Origin of the sequence: Loktanella fryxellensis, from assembly GCF_900110065.1 — a bacterium.
Taxonomy (GTDB): Bacteria; Pseudomonadota; Alphaproteobacteria; order Rhodobacterales; family Rhodobacteraceae; genus Loktanella; species Loktanella fryxellensis.
Genome location: NZ_FOCI01000007.1, coordinates 98,114 through 113,450 on the forward strand (window position 1 = coordinate 98,114; position 15,337 = coordinate 113,450).

Annotated in this window: 14 protein-coding genes; 6 read left to right on the forward strand and 8 right to left on the reverse strand. The window is 66.6% G+C overall.

Annotated elements, in window-relative coordinates:
* Positions 1–14: 14 nt before the first annotated feature.
* Entirely contained in the window at positions 15–611 is a 597-nt protein-coding gene (locus BMX16_RS07330; RefSeq protein ID WP_089901011.1) for a DUF1285 domain-containing protein, read from the forward strand.
* Here BMX16_RS07330 and BMX16_RS07335 read toward each other — a convergent pair.
* Together BMX16_RS07335 and BMX16_RS07340 are read right to left on the reverse strand one after the other, a co-directional pair.
* Positions 608–1,717 (reverse strand): sensor histidine kinase, encoded by a 1,110-nt coding sequence (locus BMX16_RS07335; RefSeq protein ID WP_089901014.1) that lies wholly within the window; start codon positions 1,715–1,717, stop codon positions 608–610. The genes BMX16_RS07330 and BMX16_RS07335 overlap by 4 nt on opposite strands.
* A gap of 134 nt (positions 1,718–1,851) precedes the next feature.
* Positions 1,852–3,330, reverse strand: a complete 1,479-nt coding sequence (locus BMX16_RS07340) for an NAD-dependent succinate-semialdehyde dehydrogenase (RefSeq protein ID WP_089901017.1) — start codon at positions 3,328–3,330, stop codon at positions 1,852–1,854.
* A 68-nt stretch (positions 3,331–3,398) separates the two neighbouring features.
* Here BMX16_RS07340 and BMX16_RS07345 point away from each other — a divergent pair, with 68 nt between their 5' ends.
* On the forward strand, positions 3,399–4,178 hold the full coding sequence (locus tag BMX16_RS07345) for an alpha/beta hydrolase (RefSeq protein ID WP_089901020.1): 780 nt from the start codon (positions 3,399–3,401) through the stop codon (positions 4,176–4,178).
* A 113-nt stretch (positions 4,179–4,291) separates the two neighbouring features.
* On the opposite strand, the gene BMX16_RS07350 is transcribed toward BMX16_RS07345, so the two are convergent.
* A complete protein-coding gene (locus BMX16_RS07350) occupies positions 4,292–5,257 on the reverse strand; it encodes a P1 family peptidase (protein WP_089901023.1) in 966 nt (321 codons plus the stop codon).
* Positions 5,254–5,724: a hypothetical protein gene (locus BMX16_RS07355; protein ID WP_089901026.1), complete on the reverse strand. Its 471-nt coding sequence runs from the start codon at positions 5,722–5,724 to the stop codon at positions 5,254–5,256. Before BMX16_RS07355 ends, BMX16_RS07350 begins: the two co-directional genes overlap by 4 nt.
* Positions 5,725–5,964: 240 nt before the next feature.
* On the opposite strand from BMX16_RS07355, the gene BMX16_RS07360 reads away from it, so the two are divergent.
* Positions 5,965–6,792, forward strand: coding sequence for a L,D-transpeptidase (locus tag BMX16_RS07360; protein ID WP_245731410.1), 828 nt, complete (start codon positions 5,965–5,967; stop codon positions 6,790–6,792).
* Between the two features lie 47 nt (positions 6,793–6,839).
* On the forward strand, positions 6,840–7,517 hold the full coding sequence (locus BMX16_RS07365) for a DUF1523 family protein (protein WP_089901029.1): 678 nt from the start codon (positions 6,840–6,842) through the stop codon (positions 7,515–7,517).
* A 69-nt stretch (positions 7,518–7,586) separates the two neighbouring features.
* On the opposite strand, the gene BMX16_RS07370 is transcribed toward BMX16_RS07365, so the two are convergent.
* The 4 genes from BMX16_RS07370 to BMX16_RS07385 all read right to left on the reverse strand — a co-directional run bounded on the left by BMX16_RS07370 (position 7,587) and on the right by BMX16_RS07385 (position 13,565).
* Complete coding sequence (locus tag BMX16_RS07370; protein WP_089901032.1) at positions 7,587–9,893, reverse strand: aldehyde dehydrogenase family protein; 2,307 nt, start codon at positions 9,891–9,893, stop codon at positions 7,587–7,589.
* A gap of 65 nt (positions 9,894–9,958) precedes the next feature.
* Positions 9,959–10,942, reverse strand: a complete 984-nt coding sequence (deoC, locus tag BMX16_RS07375) for a deoxyribose-phosphate aldolase (protein WP_089901035.1) — start codon at positions 10,940–10,942, stop codon at positions 9,959–9,961.
* 60 nt (positions 10,943–11,002) lie between these two features.
* A complete protein-coding gene (locus tag BMX16_RS07380; protein WP_177174601.1) occupies positions 11,003–11,857 on the reverse strand; it encodes a helix-turn-helix transcriptional regulator in 855 nt (284 codons plus the stop codon).
* A gap of 85 nt (positions 11,858–11,942) precedes the next feature.
* On the reverse strand, positions 11,943–13,565 hold the full coding sequence (locus tag BMX16_RS07385) for an alpha-glucosidase (protein ID WP_089901223.1): 1,623 nt from the start codon (positions 13,563–13,565) through the stop codon (positions 11,943–11,945).
* Between the two features lie 207 nt (positions 13,566–13,772).
* On the opposite strand from BMX16_RS07385, the gene BMX16_RS07390 reads away from it, so the two are divergent.
* Both BMX16_RS07390 and galE read left to right on the forward strand, forming a co-directional pair.
* Complete coding sequence (locus BMX16_RS07390; RefSeq protein WP_089901037.1) at positions 13,773–14,165, forward strand: rhodanese-like domain-containing protein; 393 nt, start codon at positions 13,773–13,775, stop codon at positions 14,163–14,165.
* A 49-nt stretch (positions 14,166–14,214) separates the two neighbouring features.
* Positions 14,215–15,252 (forward strand): UDP-glucose 4-epimerase GalE, encoded by a 1,038-nt coding sequence (gene galE, locus BMX16_RS07395; RefSeq protein ID WP_089901040.1) that lies wholly within the window; start codon positions 14,215–14,217, stop codon positions 15,250–15,252.
* Positions 15,253–15,337: the final 85 nt, after the last annotated feature.

Consider the following 15,337-nt stretch of genomic DNA (forward strand, 5'->3'; position numbering starts at 1 on the left):
TCCGATTGGCCCCAATGGCAAAAGCACGCGACCCACAAAAGAACGTGACCCCCGGTCCGGCGGGACTGGCGGATGTAACGCCCGGCGACGGGGCGCGCGGATTGCCGCCGGTGCATGACTGGAATCCGCCCCATTGCGGCGACAGCCACATGCGGATCGCACGGGACGGCACGTGGTATCACGAAGGGTCGCCGATCAACCGGCCCGCGATGGTGCGGCTGTTCTCGACCATCCTTCGGCGCGACGGCAACGGCTATGTGCTGGTGACGCCCGTCGAGAAGGTGGACATCGTCGTCGATGACGCGCCCTTCGTTGCCGTCGATGTGACGCAACAGGGCGACGGTCTAGTGTTCGCGACGAACGTCGGCGACACTGTGACGGCCGGGCCGGATCATCCGATCCGCGTCAGCACGGACGATGCCACCGGTGAGCCATCGCCCTATGTGCTGGTCCGCGACCGGCTGGAGGCGCTGATCGACCGCAAGACGTTCTACCGCCTAGTCGAGATGGGCGAGACGGCAGGGGTGGACGGCGCGGACTGGTTCGGTGTGCGGTCCGGCGGTGCGTTCTTTGCCCTGATCCCGACGGCGGATCTGACGGATCCGACCTAGATCATCCCCGGTTGCAGGGGTTTGAACGTCATCGTCACCACGTAGCCGTCCGGCGTGCTGTCGCGTTCGACCTGCGCACCGATCTGCTGGGCCGAGGCATCCATGATCCGCAGGCCGAGGCTGGTGAGCGGATCGCGGGCCGCACCAGCGTGTGCCGTGCCGATGCCGTTGTCACGGCAGACCATCTGCACTTCGCCCAGCGGAGTATAGGCGAGCGACACCGTGATCTCGCCGGGGCGGTCATCGGGAAAGGCGTGCTTGATCGCGTTCGCCACGCATTCGGAAGCGACCACGGCCAGCGCCGTCGCCTCTGGTGACGCGAGTTCGAAGGCCGCGATGTCGGTGCGCACCTTGATGTGGTCCGGGCAGGTCGCAGCCAGATGCTGCAGCACCCCGCCCATGAAGGGTTTCATGTTCACCTGCGCGATGCTGCTGGACTGGTGCAGTTCCTTGTGCAGCGCCACGATCGCCGTCACCCGCCGTTCGATCGCGGCAAAGGCGGTCAGCGCGTCGGGATCCTTGATCTTGCTGGCATAGAGCCGCAGGACCGACTGCACGGTTTGGAGCGAGTTCTTGACCCTGTGATCCATTTCGCCGCGCAGGATGTCCTGATTGCGCAGGGTGCGGCGCAATTCGAGCTGCGTCATCACCTGACGGGCCAGCGTGCGCAGGGTCTGGCGCTGCAGCTCGTTCAGGGTGCGCGGCTTGTCGTCGAGCACGCACAGGGTGCCGATGGGCATGCCGTTGGGCGCGCGCAACTGGACGCCCGCATAGAACCGCACGCCGAGGCCGATCACGACCACCTCGTTGTCGGCGGTGCGGTCATCCAGATGGGTGTCGGGAATTTCCAGCAGGTCGTTCTGCAGCAGGGCATGGGCGCAGATCGCCAGATCGCGCGCGTTGGACGTCAGCGCCGTCCCTTCGGACGCGAGGAACCGCTGCTGCGTCTCGTCGATCAGCGTCACGAGGGCAAAGCGCGTCTCGCAGATGCTGGCCGCAAGGGCGGCGATGTCGTCGAAGTCCGACTCCGCCGCAGCGTCCGGCGCGGCGTAATCCGCCAGCGTCTGCAGGCGTTCGGGTTCCAACGGGTGATGTGACGCGCGCATGGGTTCCGTTCCAAGTGCCGATGATGTCGGCGGTGTCCTCTATGTCATCCGACATAGGCTGTTGCAATGCCGCAACGGCAACACCGCCCGCACCGCTGGCGGATACGGACCGGTTGTCGCCCTGTCGTATGGCGTCAGACGCTGGTGCAGATGTATTTCATCTCGGTATAGTCGTCGATGCCGTGGTGGCTGCCTTCGCGGCCCAGACCGGATTGCTTGACGCCGCCGAAGGGGGCGACCTCGGTGCTGATCAATCCCGTGTTCACGCCGACGATGCCGTATTCCAGCGCCTCCTGCACCTTGTAGACCCGCTTGAGGTCGCTGGCATAGAAGTAGGCGGCGAGACCGAAGATCGTGTCGTTCGCCATCGCGATCACCTCGTCCTCATCCTCGAACATGAAGAGCGGCGCGAAGGGACCGAAGGTTTCCTCTTTCGCCACCTTCATGTCCTGCGTGGCACCGGTGACGATGGTGGGCTGAAAGAACTGCCCGCCCAGCGCGTGCGCCTCGCCGCCCGAGAGCAACTTGGCACCCTTGGACAGGGCGTCGGACAAATGATCGCGCACCTTGTCCATCGCCGCGGGTTCGATCAGCGGGCCAAGGTCGGTGCCTGCGGTCAGGCCGTCGCCTACGGTCAGCTTTTCGACCGCGACCTTCAGTTTGGCGGCGAAGGCGTCGTAGACGCCCTTCTGCACATAGATGCGGTTTGCGCACACGCAGGTCTGGCCGTTGTTGCGGAACTTGCAGGCGATGGCCCCTTCGACCGCCGCGTCGATGTCGGCGTCGTCGAACACGATGAAGGGTGCGTTGCCGCCCAGTTCCATGCTGCATTTCATCACCTGATCGGCGGCTTGCCGCAGCAGGATGCGACCGACCTCGGTGCTGCCGGTGAAGGTCAGCTTGCGCACGACCGGGTTCTCGCAGAACTCCTTGCCTGCCTCCGATGCAGACGACGAGGTGACGACCGAGAACACGCCGGGGGGCACGCCGGCCTCTTCCGCCAGCTTGCCCATGGCAAGCGCCGACAGCGGCGTCAGTGACGCAGGCCGCGCGACGAAGCCGCAGCCGACGGCCAGCGCGGGTGCCACCTTGCGGGCGATCATGGCGTTGGGAAAGTTCCACGGCGTGATGGCCGCGGCGACGCCGATGGGCTGCTTGATGACCATGATGCGCTTGTCCGGGCCGTGGCCGGGGATCGTCTCGCCATAGACGCGCTTGGCCTCTTCGCCGAACCATTCGATGAAGCTGGCACCATAGGCAACCTCGCCACGGCTTTCGGTCAGGGGCTTGCCCTGCTCGGCGGTCATGATGATCGCCAGATCCTCCTGATGCTGCATCATCAGGTCGAACCATTTGCGCATGACCTGCGCGCGCGCCTTGCCGGTCTGCGCGGCCCACGCCTTGCGGGTGGTGTCGGCCACGGCGATGGCGTCGCGGATCTCCGCGCGGCTCAGGTCCGGGACGGTGGCGATCACGTCGCCGCGTGCCGGGTTCACCACGTCGATGGTCTTGCCCGACGCCGCGTCGACCCATTTGCCGCCGACATAGGCCTGTTGGCACAGCAGGTCGGGGCGAGAGAGCTGGCTGGCAAGGTCCGTGGTCTGGTCGAGCATGGCGATCTCCGGTGTTCGGGGCTAAGTCTGGGGCGGTATATATGGCGGGTGTGTGAAAGGGAAACCGGATGGATCTGGACGATGCCTATGCGAACGGGCCGCATATTCCCGGGGCCGACGGCTTTGCACCGATGTGGCGGACAAAGGCGGCCGCGTTCCGGGCGGCGGTGCCGGGGGCGCTGAACGAACGGTATGGGGATCGCGCGCGCGAAGTCTATGACCTGTTCGCGCCGCAGGGTGCAACACGCGGTACGGTGATTTTCGTGCATGGCGGCTATTGGCGCAGCACGGACAAGGATCTGTGGACCCATCTGGCGGCGGGTCCGCTGGCGCGCGGCTGGCGTGTGGCTGTGGTGGATTACGACCTGTGCCCGGACGTGGGCATCCCGCAGATCACGCAGCAGATCGCGGCGGCGACAGGCGTGATCGCGGACCGCTGTCCCGGCCCGCTGCGACTGACGGGGCATTCGGCTGGCGGGCATCTGGTGGCGCGGATGCTGGACCCTGCGGTCGCGGGCGCGTGGCTGGGGCGGGTGACGGGCGTGGTGCCGATTTCGCCGTTGTCGGACTTGGAGCCGTTCCTGCGGACCAGCATGAACGCTGATTTCGGGCTGGATGCGGCAGCCGCGCGTGCGGAAAGCCCGCTGTATCAATCAGTGCCGGACGTGCCCGTCACAGTCTGGGTCGGCGGTGCGGAACGGCCAGCGTTCCTCGATCAGGCGCGGTGGCTGGGCGAGGCGTGGGGCTGCCCCGTCGTCGTGCGCCCCGGGCGCCATCATTTCGATATCATCGCGGGGCTGGAGGATGCCGGTTCGGATCTGACCGGCGCGGTCGTCGGGGCCGACTGATCCGCGCAATGCGTGGACCGGTGGGCGTGGCGCCGCCGGCCGGTCCTCGGACCAGTGGCGAACCAACCGACGCCGCCCGGGGATACCAGTAACGTGAACAAGGGCCGGGGCGCCTAGCCGTGACGGCTGCGATAGGTCGGCAGCAGGTCGGTCGGATCGGGCGTCGCGTGATAGACGCCACGGGCGATGGCGCGGGCCATGCAGGTGGCCGCGGCGTGGCCGAGCCAGGCAAGGTCGTCACAGACCGCATCGCCATGCGACAGCGCGAAGATCAGGTCGCCGTCGAAGGGCGTATGGCTGGGCACCAGCGCCCGGGCAAAGCCGTCGTGGGCTGCGGTGGCAAGACGGGTGCAGTCAGCCTTGGACAGACGCGCGTTGGTGGCGACGATGCCGAGGGTGGTGTTGTGTGCGCCGCCCTTCATCGGGGGGCGGCTTGTGGGATAGGCGCTGGCGGTGCCGTGACCGCCATACTCGCCATCCTCCTCCCACGGTGCGGCCCAGAAATGCGGCCCGTCGCCGACTGTGGCCGACCCCAGCGCATTGATGGCGACCATGGCGGCAACTACGACGCCGCCGGGCAGGTGCAGGGCGGCATGGCCGAGGCCGCCCTTGAGGGTCGCGGTCGTCGCCCCGTATCCCGCGCCGACGCTGCCTTCGGTTGGGGTGGTGGTCGCGGCAGCAAGTGCCGCACGACCGAGTGCGGCGTAGGGGTTGGCGGTCCACCCCTTGTCGCCGCCGTTGAGCAGGTCGAACAGGATCGCCGACGGCACGATCGGCACGCGTTGGTCGCCCACCGCGAACCCGCGCCCCCGCAGGCGCAAGGCATCGGCGACGCCGGACGCCGCATCGAGGCCGAAGGCCGATCCGCCCGCAAGCACGAGCGCATCGACACGGTCGACCATTCGGTCGGGGGCCAGCAGGTCGGTTTCGCGCGTGCCCGGTGCGCCACCCATCACATGCACGCCGCAGACAAAGGGGGCATCGGCGGTCAGCACGGTGACGCCGGATTTCAGCGCCGCATCATGGGCGTGTCCGACGATCAGTCCGGGCACGGCAGTGATCAGTGGGCCATCGGTCATACTGCGACGGTCACGGGCCCGAGATAGGTCAGCGTCGCCGTATCGTCCAAGGTGTAGGACAGGCCGTGAAAGGCATTCTCGGTCACTACGATCAGCGTGTCGTCGCCGGCAAGGCGCAACAGGATGTCGTCCGCCTCGGACGGGGGCAGAAATTCCTGCAGGCGTGCCAGAATGTCGCCGTGGATGACCTCCACCTCGCTTTCGTCGATGAATGCGCCGTCGAGTTCCCGTGTCAGGCGGCTGGGCTGATCCGTCCCCGGCGGCGCGGCGCAGAAGGCATCGGCGGCGGCGCGATCGTCGAAGTTCGCACTGAAGAGATGGAGTTGCAGCGATCCGTCGTCCTGTCGCACGGGCACGTGCGGATCATCGGTCTGCAGGCTCTCGGATGGAATGAGCAGTCGTGCATCCCGCAGGCCGCGTCGCGCCGCGTAGCGCAACAGACGGTTCATCAGCCCTACCAGGTTCATGGTCTCTCCCCATCGCGGTGTGCGGTGCACCCGCTCGGGGTACCATTTGCGATAGTGTAGAACGCGGGTTGCGGCGGAACAAAGGTCGGGAGAAGGCGGAAGATGGTCGGCGCCACAAGGGGGGCACCGCTGCAACACAAGGGTCGTGGCAGGACGTGCGCGGCCTTGCTGACGGGCCCGTGCATTGTCATTTCCGGTCAGGCTGCTAGGTAGCCAATGACTCTTGAATGGTGCTGCCCGATGAACATGCCTGCCACTCCCTCTCTTGCCCCGTCGGGCCATCTGACGCGCCGGTCGTTCGGTGCGCTTCTGCTTGCCACGTCGGCCGCCGCTTGCGCACCGCAGGTTCCGGAAAGCGCGCCGGTGGCGGTCGCACCCGACTGGTTGCCCGAATACGCACCGCTGCGCGATGCCGGCTACGACCTGCCGGCGATCCCGTTGCAGTTTACGCAGGGCATCAACCGCCGGATGGAAGGCATCTACACGGGCGAAGCGCCTCCGGGGTCCATCGACGTCGATCCCTACGCCAAGTTCCTCTACCACGTGAAGCTTGACGGAACCGCGACGCGGTATCCCGTCGGTGTCGGACGGCAGGGGCGGACCCTGTCGGGTCTGGCCACCATCCAAGACAAGCGGGCATGGCCGGGCTGGACACCGACGGCGAACATGCTGCGGACCGAGCCGGAGGTGTACGGCGGTTTCCGGAACGGCGTGCCCGGTGGCCTGCGCAGCCCGCTTGGTGCACGCGCGCTCTATATCCACCGCAACGGGCGCGACACCTACTACCGTGTCCACGGCACCAACGATCTGCCGAGCATCGGCAATTCCGGGTCTGCCGGCTGCATCCGTCTGTTCAACCAGGATATCATCCACCTGTTCAACAACGTCGATCTGCCGATGACCATCAACATCCGCTCGGAGGTCGAATCGCTGCGGGTCGATCCGGAAAACTACAATCGCGGCGTCGAGCTGCCTCCGACGATCATCAGCGCAGACGAGTTGCTGAACTCGGAAGCGGTCGCCAGCGATCGCGCACCCGACCTGTCGCAACTGGCAAGCAATTTCTGAAGCAGGGTGGGGCTGTCCCCACCGGTCGATATGATGGCGGTGGTGTGATGCGATTTCTGGCGTTCGTGTTCAGGGCCTTGCCGCTGATCCTGTTCGGGTTGGTGCTGCATTACGCCCTGCCGCAGCACGATGTCGTGCGGGTCACGTCGACCGAGGTGATCCGCACCGATCTGGGGCCGATCAACCAGTTCTTCTATGCACGCGGCGATGCGGGCAGCGCCGCGCAGGCCAGCCGCGACCTGCGCCTGATCAGCACGCAAAAGCAGCAGACATGGCTGCTGGGGTTCGTCCAACGCGACACGACCGAGACGATGGTCTATCGCAACGAGGACACCGGCTGGATCTGGCCGCCCTATTTCAAGTTCGACAGCGCCGACCTGCAGGCCGAGGCAGCCGCCGCCGCCCGCAGCGACGGCTGGTATGCGATTACGCATTACGGCTGGCGGATCAATCTGGCGTCGATCTATCCCAATGCCGTCTCGATTCGACCCGTGGCCGGGCCCGATGCGGTGATCTGGCCGTGGTTCAACATCGCCTTCTTCGTGTTTGCCCTTCTCACCTTCGTCCTGGGCCGCAGCGCGTGGGTCAGATTGCGCGAGCGGCTGTTCGATCCGACGCTGGATGCGGTCGGCGACCGTATGGATCTGGCCGAGGCGCGCATGGATGCGCGCCGCGCCCGCATGCGGCGGTGGTTCGGCGGCAAGGGCCCCGGCGACCACATCTGACGCGAGCGTCGAAGGGGGGCCAGCCCCCCGGCTGCGCCGCCCCCCGGGATATTTTAGACCAGAAGAAGGTCAGGCGCCGTAGGGCACCCAGACGTTCTTCACCTCGGTCGCCTGCGCCAGCACGGCCTTGGTATTGTCCTGCGCCCAGTCGAGGCTGCCACACCACGTCCGCTTCAGATTGCCTGCGGCAGCTTTTTCGACCGTGGCAGTCAGGGCGGGGTCGCCCAGCGACCAGACCGCATCGATGTCCATGTGGCGGGCCATCGGTTCGGCCAGATCAGCATGATCGCCGGTCAGGATGTTCACCACACCGCCCGGCAGATCGGAAGTGTCGAGGATCTGGTACAGGTCCGTCGCGGCCAGCGGGAACGCCTGCGACGCAGCCAGCACCACGCGGTTGCCCATCGCGATGGCGGGCGCCATCACGCTGACGAGGCCGAGAAGCGGTCCTTGATCCGGGCACAGGATGCCGATGGTGCCCACGGGTTCCTTCATCGCCAGCGCCACGCCACGGATCGGCACGGTGTGGATCTGGCCGTCGTACTTGTCGGCCCACGCGGCGGCGCTGAAAAGACGGCTGATGCTGGATGCGACCTCTGCCGTCCCATCGGTGCCGGTCATGGCCGTCAGGCGGGCGGCCATTTCATCGGCGCGTGCGGATAGATTCTCGGCGATGTAATACAGGATCTGCGCGCGGGCGTGGCCGGTGGTCTTGCCCCAGCCCTTCGCGGCATTGCACGCCTCGACCGCGTTGCGCAGATCCTTGCGGTTCGCAAGGCCGACATGGCCCAGCAGCGCACCCTTCGGCCCGTGGACCGCGCGGGAGTAGCCACCATCGGGCCGCGCCTGCTTGCCCCCGACATAGAGCTTCGCCGTCCGGTCGAGGCCGCCGGCCCCGCCATCGCCTGTGAACGCAGCGACGGGTTTCGCGGCGGGCGTCGTGGCGCGGGGGCGGGTGTAGCCCGCAAGCCCTTCCCAGCCGCCTTCGCGGCCGAAGCCGCTTTCGCGCACGCCGCCGAACCCGGCGGCGGCGTCCATCATGTTGGTGCCGTTCACCCAGACGATGCCCGCAACCAGTTGCGGGGCCACGTCGAGGGCCACGTTGATGTTTTCCGACCAGACCGAGGCGGCAAGGCCGTAGCGGGTGGAATTGGCGATCTCGACCGCCTCGTGCGGCGTGCGGAAGGTCGTGGCGACGAGCACCGGTCCGAAGATTTCCTGTTGCATCAGCGGCGATGCAGCGGACAGCCCGGTGATGAGGGTGGGCGGGAAATAGCAGCCGTCAGGCGCTCGCGTTTGGTGGGATTCACCCTCCGGATGAGCCGCAAGCAGGTCGGCGATGCGGGCGCGCTGACGTGGATGCACGATGGCGCCCATGTCGATGCACTTGTCCAGCGGATCGCCGATGCGTAGCCCGTCCATGCGCGCACGCAGCTTGGCATAGAAGGCCTCCGCGATCCCTTCCTGCACCAGCAGGCGGGACCCGGCGCAGCAGACCTGCCCCTGATTGAACCAGATCGCATCCACGATACCCTCGACGGCGCTGTCGATGTCCGCATCCTCGAACACGATGTAGGCACCCTTGCCACCCAGCTCGAGGCTGAGCGCCTTGCCGCTGCCGGCAGTCAGTTCGCGGATGCGCCGGCCGACGGTGGTCGAGCCCGTGAAGGCGACCTTGTCCACGTCGGCGGTCACGATCATCTCGCCCACCGTGCCGTCGCCGGTCACGATGTTCACGACCCCCGGCGGCACGCCTGCCTGCCCGCAGATGTCTGCGAACAGCAGAGCCGTCAGCGGCGTCCATTCAGCGGGCTTCAGCACCACGGTATTGCCCATCGCCAGCGCCGGGGCCACCTTCCACGCCAGCATCAGCAGCGGGAAATTCCACGGGATCACCTGACCGCAGACGCCCAGCGCCTGCCGGTCGGCCAGTTCCGCGTCCATCAGCTGCGCCATGCCGGCGTGATAGTAGAAATGCCGGATTGCCTGCGGGACGTCGATGTCGCGGGATTCCCGGATCGGCTTGCCGTTGTCCAGCGTTTCGAGCACCGCGAACAACCGCGACTGTTTCTGCAACAGCCGCGCCAGCGCATAAAGGACGCGGGCCCGCGCATGGCCGTCCCTGGCCCAGGCGGGCTGCGCCTTGCGCGCGGCCTTCACGGCGGCATCGACGTCGGCCTGCGTGCCTTGCGTCACCTGCGCCAGAAGCGCATCGGTCGCGGGGTTCATCACCGCGAACAGCGTGCCGGGGGCGGTCCATGCACCGCCGATGAAATGACCGAAGTCACCCTTGGCCGCCAACCACGCCAGCGCCTCCTTGCTGCTTTCCGAGGCGGGGCCATAGTCCATGGTCTCGAAGATCTCCTTGACGGTCATAGCCTCGCCTCACGCGCTGGTGTCATCATCATCTTGCCGAAAATACCTATCTTCCATCATCGACGTCAGCCGATCGCGTGGCGCCAGCCCGCGGAATAGTTGCCGGTCACGTGATGCTCGAGCTGCCGTTCGATGTCGCCCAGCAGGCTTGATGCACCAAAGCGGAACAGGTCCGGCTGCAACCAGCGGTTCCCCAGCTCGTCCTTGATCAGCGACAGATAGACCAGCGCATCCTTCGCCTTGGCGATGCCGCCTGCGGGCTTGTAGCCGACGTGCACACCGGTGCGGTCATGATAGTCGCGGATCGCGCGCAGCATGGTCAGGGTCACGGGCAGGGTGGCGTTGACGCCCTCCTTGCCGGTCGAGGTCTTGATGAAATCCGCGCCCGCCATCATGCACACGAGGCTGGCACGCGCCACGTTACGCAGCGTGCCGAGTTCGCCAGTGGCGAGGATCGCCTTCACATGCGCGTCGCCGCAGGCGGCCCGCATCGCGGCCATCTCGTCATACAGCGCCTGCCAGTCGCCGGTCAGCACGTGGCGGCGGCTGATGACGATGTCGATCTCGGCGGCGCCTGCGGCCACACTCTCGCCAATCTCGGCGATGCGCAGGTGGAACGGCGACAGACCGGCGGGAAAGCCGGTCGACACCGCGGCGACGGGGATGCCGGTGCCCTGCAACGCATCCACGGCGGTGGCCACCATGTCGTGATAGACGCAGACCGCCGCCGTGGTCAGCCCGGTCATGCCCAGTGCCTCCAGCAGCGCAGGTTCCGCGGGCTGGCGGGCCTTGGCGCACAAGCGGCGCACGCGACCGGCACTGTCGTCTCCCGACAGGGTGGTCAGGTCGATCAGGCTGACCGCCTTGCACAGCCATGCCGCCTGATGATCCTTCTTGACGCTGCGCCGCCCCGGCAGGCTGGCCACCCGCCGTTCGATGGCCGACGTGTTGGCCTGCGCGCGCATCACCCAATCCATGTCCAGCGGCATCCCCGGATTGCGGGGCAGGTGATCCGACGTGGCGCCTTTGGCGGCGGATGATGGTGTCATGGGCGGATCTCCTAGCGCGCGGAATGGCGGTCTTGTGGCAGAATTTGACCAATCGGTCAATTAATCGGTGGGCTCCGGCAGGCCGGGTTGCACCACGTCACGTTGGAACTGCTGGCGGTACTGCAGGGGCGTCATGCCGTGATGGGCGCGGAACAGCTTGTGGAAATGGGACAGGTTGGCAAGGCCCACACCCTCGGCCACCACGGCTAGGGGGTCGTTGTCGGTGGTCAGGGCGCGGGCGGCCTGCGTCATGCGGATGGTGTTGACGTAGTCTGTGGGCGTCTGCCCCAGCCAGCGGCGCAGGCTGCGCGACACATGCGGGTGGGTCTGCCCCGTCTGCGCGACGAGGCCCGCCGCGCCGTCGCGGTAAACCTCTGGCGTCTGCGCAGCTGCACAGGCGGCGGTCAGCCATCCGGGGGCGTCGGGCGGCAGCCCGGTGTCGTGATGCGACAGGTCCGACAGCAGTGGCAGGATGAACGCCTCGGCCGCCAGCGCGTCACGGCGGCTGTGTTCCAGACGGCGTGCTGCGGCGTTCAGGTCGGCCATCTGGCGGATGTCGCGACGGATCACGGCAGGGCCGTCCTGCGCCTGCCAGAACGCGACCGGCGGCAGCCGCGCGTCGAGGCTGGCTACCAGATCGGGATGCAGCGCCAATGACACGACCAGCGCCGCGTCGCCACGGCCTTGCAGCGCATGGGTTAGACCGGGGCGCAGCAGCACGAGCGTCCCTTCGGTCAGCGTGGCGGTGCCGCCGCGCAGGTGGTGGCGCACGCGACCGTTCTGTACCCAGAACAGCTCTACGAAATCGTGGCCGTGCAACGCGCGTGGCCGCGTGGGCGTCAGCGCCGCGCGGGTCATGTGGATCGCTGTGCCGGGTGGCAGGATGTCGGCGTGGCGCAGGATGCGGTCGATCATGGGATCAACCTAGCACACCTTCCGCCACACGCCGACCCTTTTGGGTGTCGGGCGACAACGGGCGGACCCCTGCCGCCCGCCTCGTTCAGACCTTCAGCTTCAGCTTGTCCGCGTGATCGATGAACGCGAACCCGTTACCGGGCAGGGTCAGCGTGTCCGCGTCCAGCGTCGCATTCTGCGGGCCGGTCAGGGTGCCGGACCCTGCGACGTGCAGCACGACGGGTTCGGCCGACAGGTTGAACACGCAGGTCAGGTGCCGGTCGTCCACCGACCGGGTAAAGGCCAGCAGCGGGTCGGGCAGCTTGATCCACGCCGTCTTGCCCTGCGTCATGCAGGGATGCGTTTTGCGAAAGCCGATCGTGTCGCGGTAAAACTGCAGGATGCCGTCGTTCGACGCCTCGGCCAGATCGACCGCATGGGCGACCTGCGGTCCCTTGACCGGCAGCCACGGCGTGCCGGTCGTGAAGCCTGCATTTGGCGCTGTGCTGTCCCAGACCATCGGCGTGCGGCAACCGTCGCGGCCCTTGATCCCGGGCCAGAACCGGATCGCCTGCAGGTCTGTCAGCTCGTGGTATTCCATGACCGTCTCGGTCTGGCCCAGTTCTTCGCCCTGATAGACGCCGATGGTCCCTTCAAAGCTCATCAGCATGGCGCAGGACAGACGGGCGATCGCGTCTTCGGACACCGCATGCTTGGCCCAGCGTGTGACGTGGCGCGGGACGTCATGGTTGGAGAAGGACCACGACGGCTGGCCGTCAGGGGCGCCCTTCTGGAAGCCTTCGATACAGCGGCGGAAATGCTCCGGGCTGAAATCCGGCCCCAGCATCGCAAAGCTGTAGGCCATGTGCAGCCGCCCATTGCCGGCGGTGTATTGCGCCATCAGGTCGATGGACCGCTGGCCCATGTCGCCGACCTCGCCGACCATCATGATGTCGGTGTATTGGTCGCACAGGCTGCGCAACTGTTCGAGAAAGGCGAGGTTTTCGGGCTGGTTCTTGTTGTGGATGTTGTCCTGCATCCCATAGAGGTCGGTCGCCATCACCTGCGGTCCGGCCCGCTTGGCGGGTGGGTTCGACCGCAGCTTCTTGTCGTGGAAATAGTAGTTCACCGTATCCAGTCGGAACCCGTCGAGGCCCCGATCCAGCCAGAACCTGGCCGTGTCCAGAATCGCTGCCACAACGTCGGGGTTATGAAAGTTCAGGTCCGGCTGCTGCGACAGGAAATTGTGCAGGTAATACTGCCCGCGCATCGCGTCGAATTCCCACGCGGGGCCGCCGAAGTGGCTGTGCCAGTTGGTGGGCGGGCTGCCATCCTCCAACGGGTCGGCCCAGACGTACCAGTCGGCCTTCGGATTGGTGCGGTCCTTGCGGCTTTCGACGAACCACGGATGCTTGTCAGAGGTATGCGACAACACCTGATCGGTGATGACTTTCAACCCCAGCTCGTGCGCGGTGGCCAGCATCCGGTCGAAGTCGGCCAGCGTGCCGAACAGCGGGTCGATGTCGGTATAATCGGACACGTCATAGCCCATGTCCGCCTGCGGGCTGGTAAAGATCGGCGACAGCCAGATGCAGTCCACCCCGAGGCTTGCCACATAGGGCAGGCGCTGCGTGATCCCGTTCAGATCGCCCACACCGTCGCCGGTGCTGTCCTGAAAGGAGCGCGGATAGATCTGATAGATCACCGCGTCCCGCCACCATTCGCGCATCATGGCGCCTCCTGTCTTTGCCATGCCTCAGCGTAACAGCCGCTCCCGATCCGGGGAAAGCGTCGCTGGGCGTTCCGCGGAGGGGTGGCCTGAAATGCTGGCAAAAGCTACAGTTTTGTGCAGTCCGCGCCATGACGGGCGCGCAATGTGGCCTTGACGCAGGCGGTCAGGTCGTCAGTCTGCGCCCGAACCACGACAGGGAAAGCCATGCCGATCACGCCCGTCAGCACCCTTGTCGCCAACGCCCGCGCGCGGATCGCGGAGGTGGATACACCGACGCTGATGGCGATGGCGGACGACCCCGATGTGGTGATCGTCGACATCCGCGACATCCGCGAACGGCAAAAGGGGTTCATTCCCGGCAGCATCCATGCGCCGCGCGGCATGCTGGAGTTCTGGGTCGACCCCGCCAGCCCCTATCACAAGCCGGTCTTCGCTGAACCGAAACGCTTCGTGTTCCACTGTGCCAGCGGCTGGCGGTCGGCGCTGGCGGTGGCGGCCTTGCAGGACATGGGGTTCAAAGCCATGCATCTGCGCCACGGCTTCACCGACTGGGTGGCGCAGGGCGGTGCGGTCGACATGCCCCCGCCGCGCGATTGATGTGTCACCGCTCACGCGCTAGGACGGACGCGCAAACGGAGGGTGGCAGATGCGAGTTCTGGTGACGGGTGGGGCGGGCTACATCGGCAGCCATACGCTGGTGGAACTGCTGGGGCAGGCGCACGAGGTCTGCGTGCTGGACACCTATGACAACTCCAGCCCCGTGGTGCTGGACCGTGTGCGCAAGTTGACGAACGGCACGGTGACAGCGGTGCAGGGCGACGTGCGCCACGACGACACGCTGAACACCGTGATGGCGGATTTCGCGCCGGAGGCGGTGGTGCATTTCGCGGGTCTCAAGGCCGTGGGCGACAGCATGACCAATCCGCTGGGATATTACGACGTGAACGTGAACGGCACGATCGCGCTGTTGCGGGCGATGGACCGGGCCGGGTGCGGGCGGATCATCTTCTCCTCCTCGGCCACCGTCTATGGCGAGCCCGTGTATTTGCCCTATGACGAGGCGCATCTCCTCAACCCCACGTCCGTCTATGGCCGCACCAAGATGGTGGCCGAACACATCCTGACCGACTGGGCGCAGGCCAGTGGCGGCACCGCCGTGCTGCTGCGCTACTTCAACCCCGTGGGCGCCCATGCGAGTGCGACGCTCGGCGAGGACCCGGCGGACGTGCCCAACAACCTGATGCCGTTCATCGCGCAGGTGGCGGTGGGCAAGCGGGCGCATCTGAACGTCTTTGGCGACGATTACGACACCCCCGACGGCACCGGGCAGCGCGACTATATCCACGTGGTCGATCTGGCGCGGGCGCATGTGGCGGCGCTGGATTATGCCGCGACCCATACGGGCGCGCGGGCATTCAACATCGGGACGGGCCAACCCTATAGCGTGCAGCAGATGGTGGCCGCGTTCCGGGCCGCCTCGCACCAGCCGATCCCTGTCGTCGTGGCTCCGCGCCGGGCGGGCGACATCGCCGCGATGCAGGCCGATTCGCGGCGCGCACAGGTCGAACTGGGATGGCGGGCGACCCATACGCTGGACGACATGGCGGCCAGCACCTGGGCGTGGCAGTCGGGCAATCCCGACGGCTATGGACCCCGCACCGGGGATGGCGACACATCGTCATAACAGCGTGATGCGGGGTGTGTCCCGTGTTGACAACCACACGGTGCTGTGAACTGGCGCGGAACTAAACCCGGCCTGCGATGTTCTG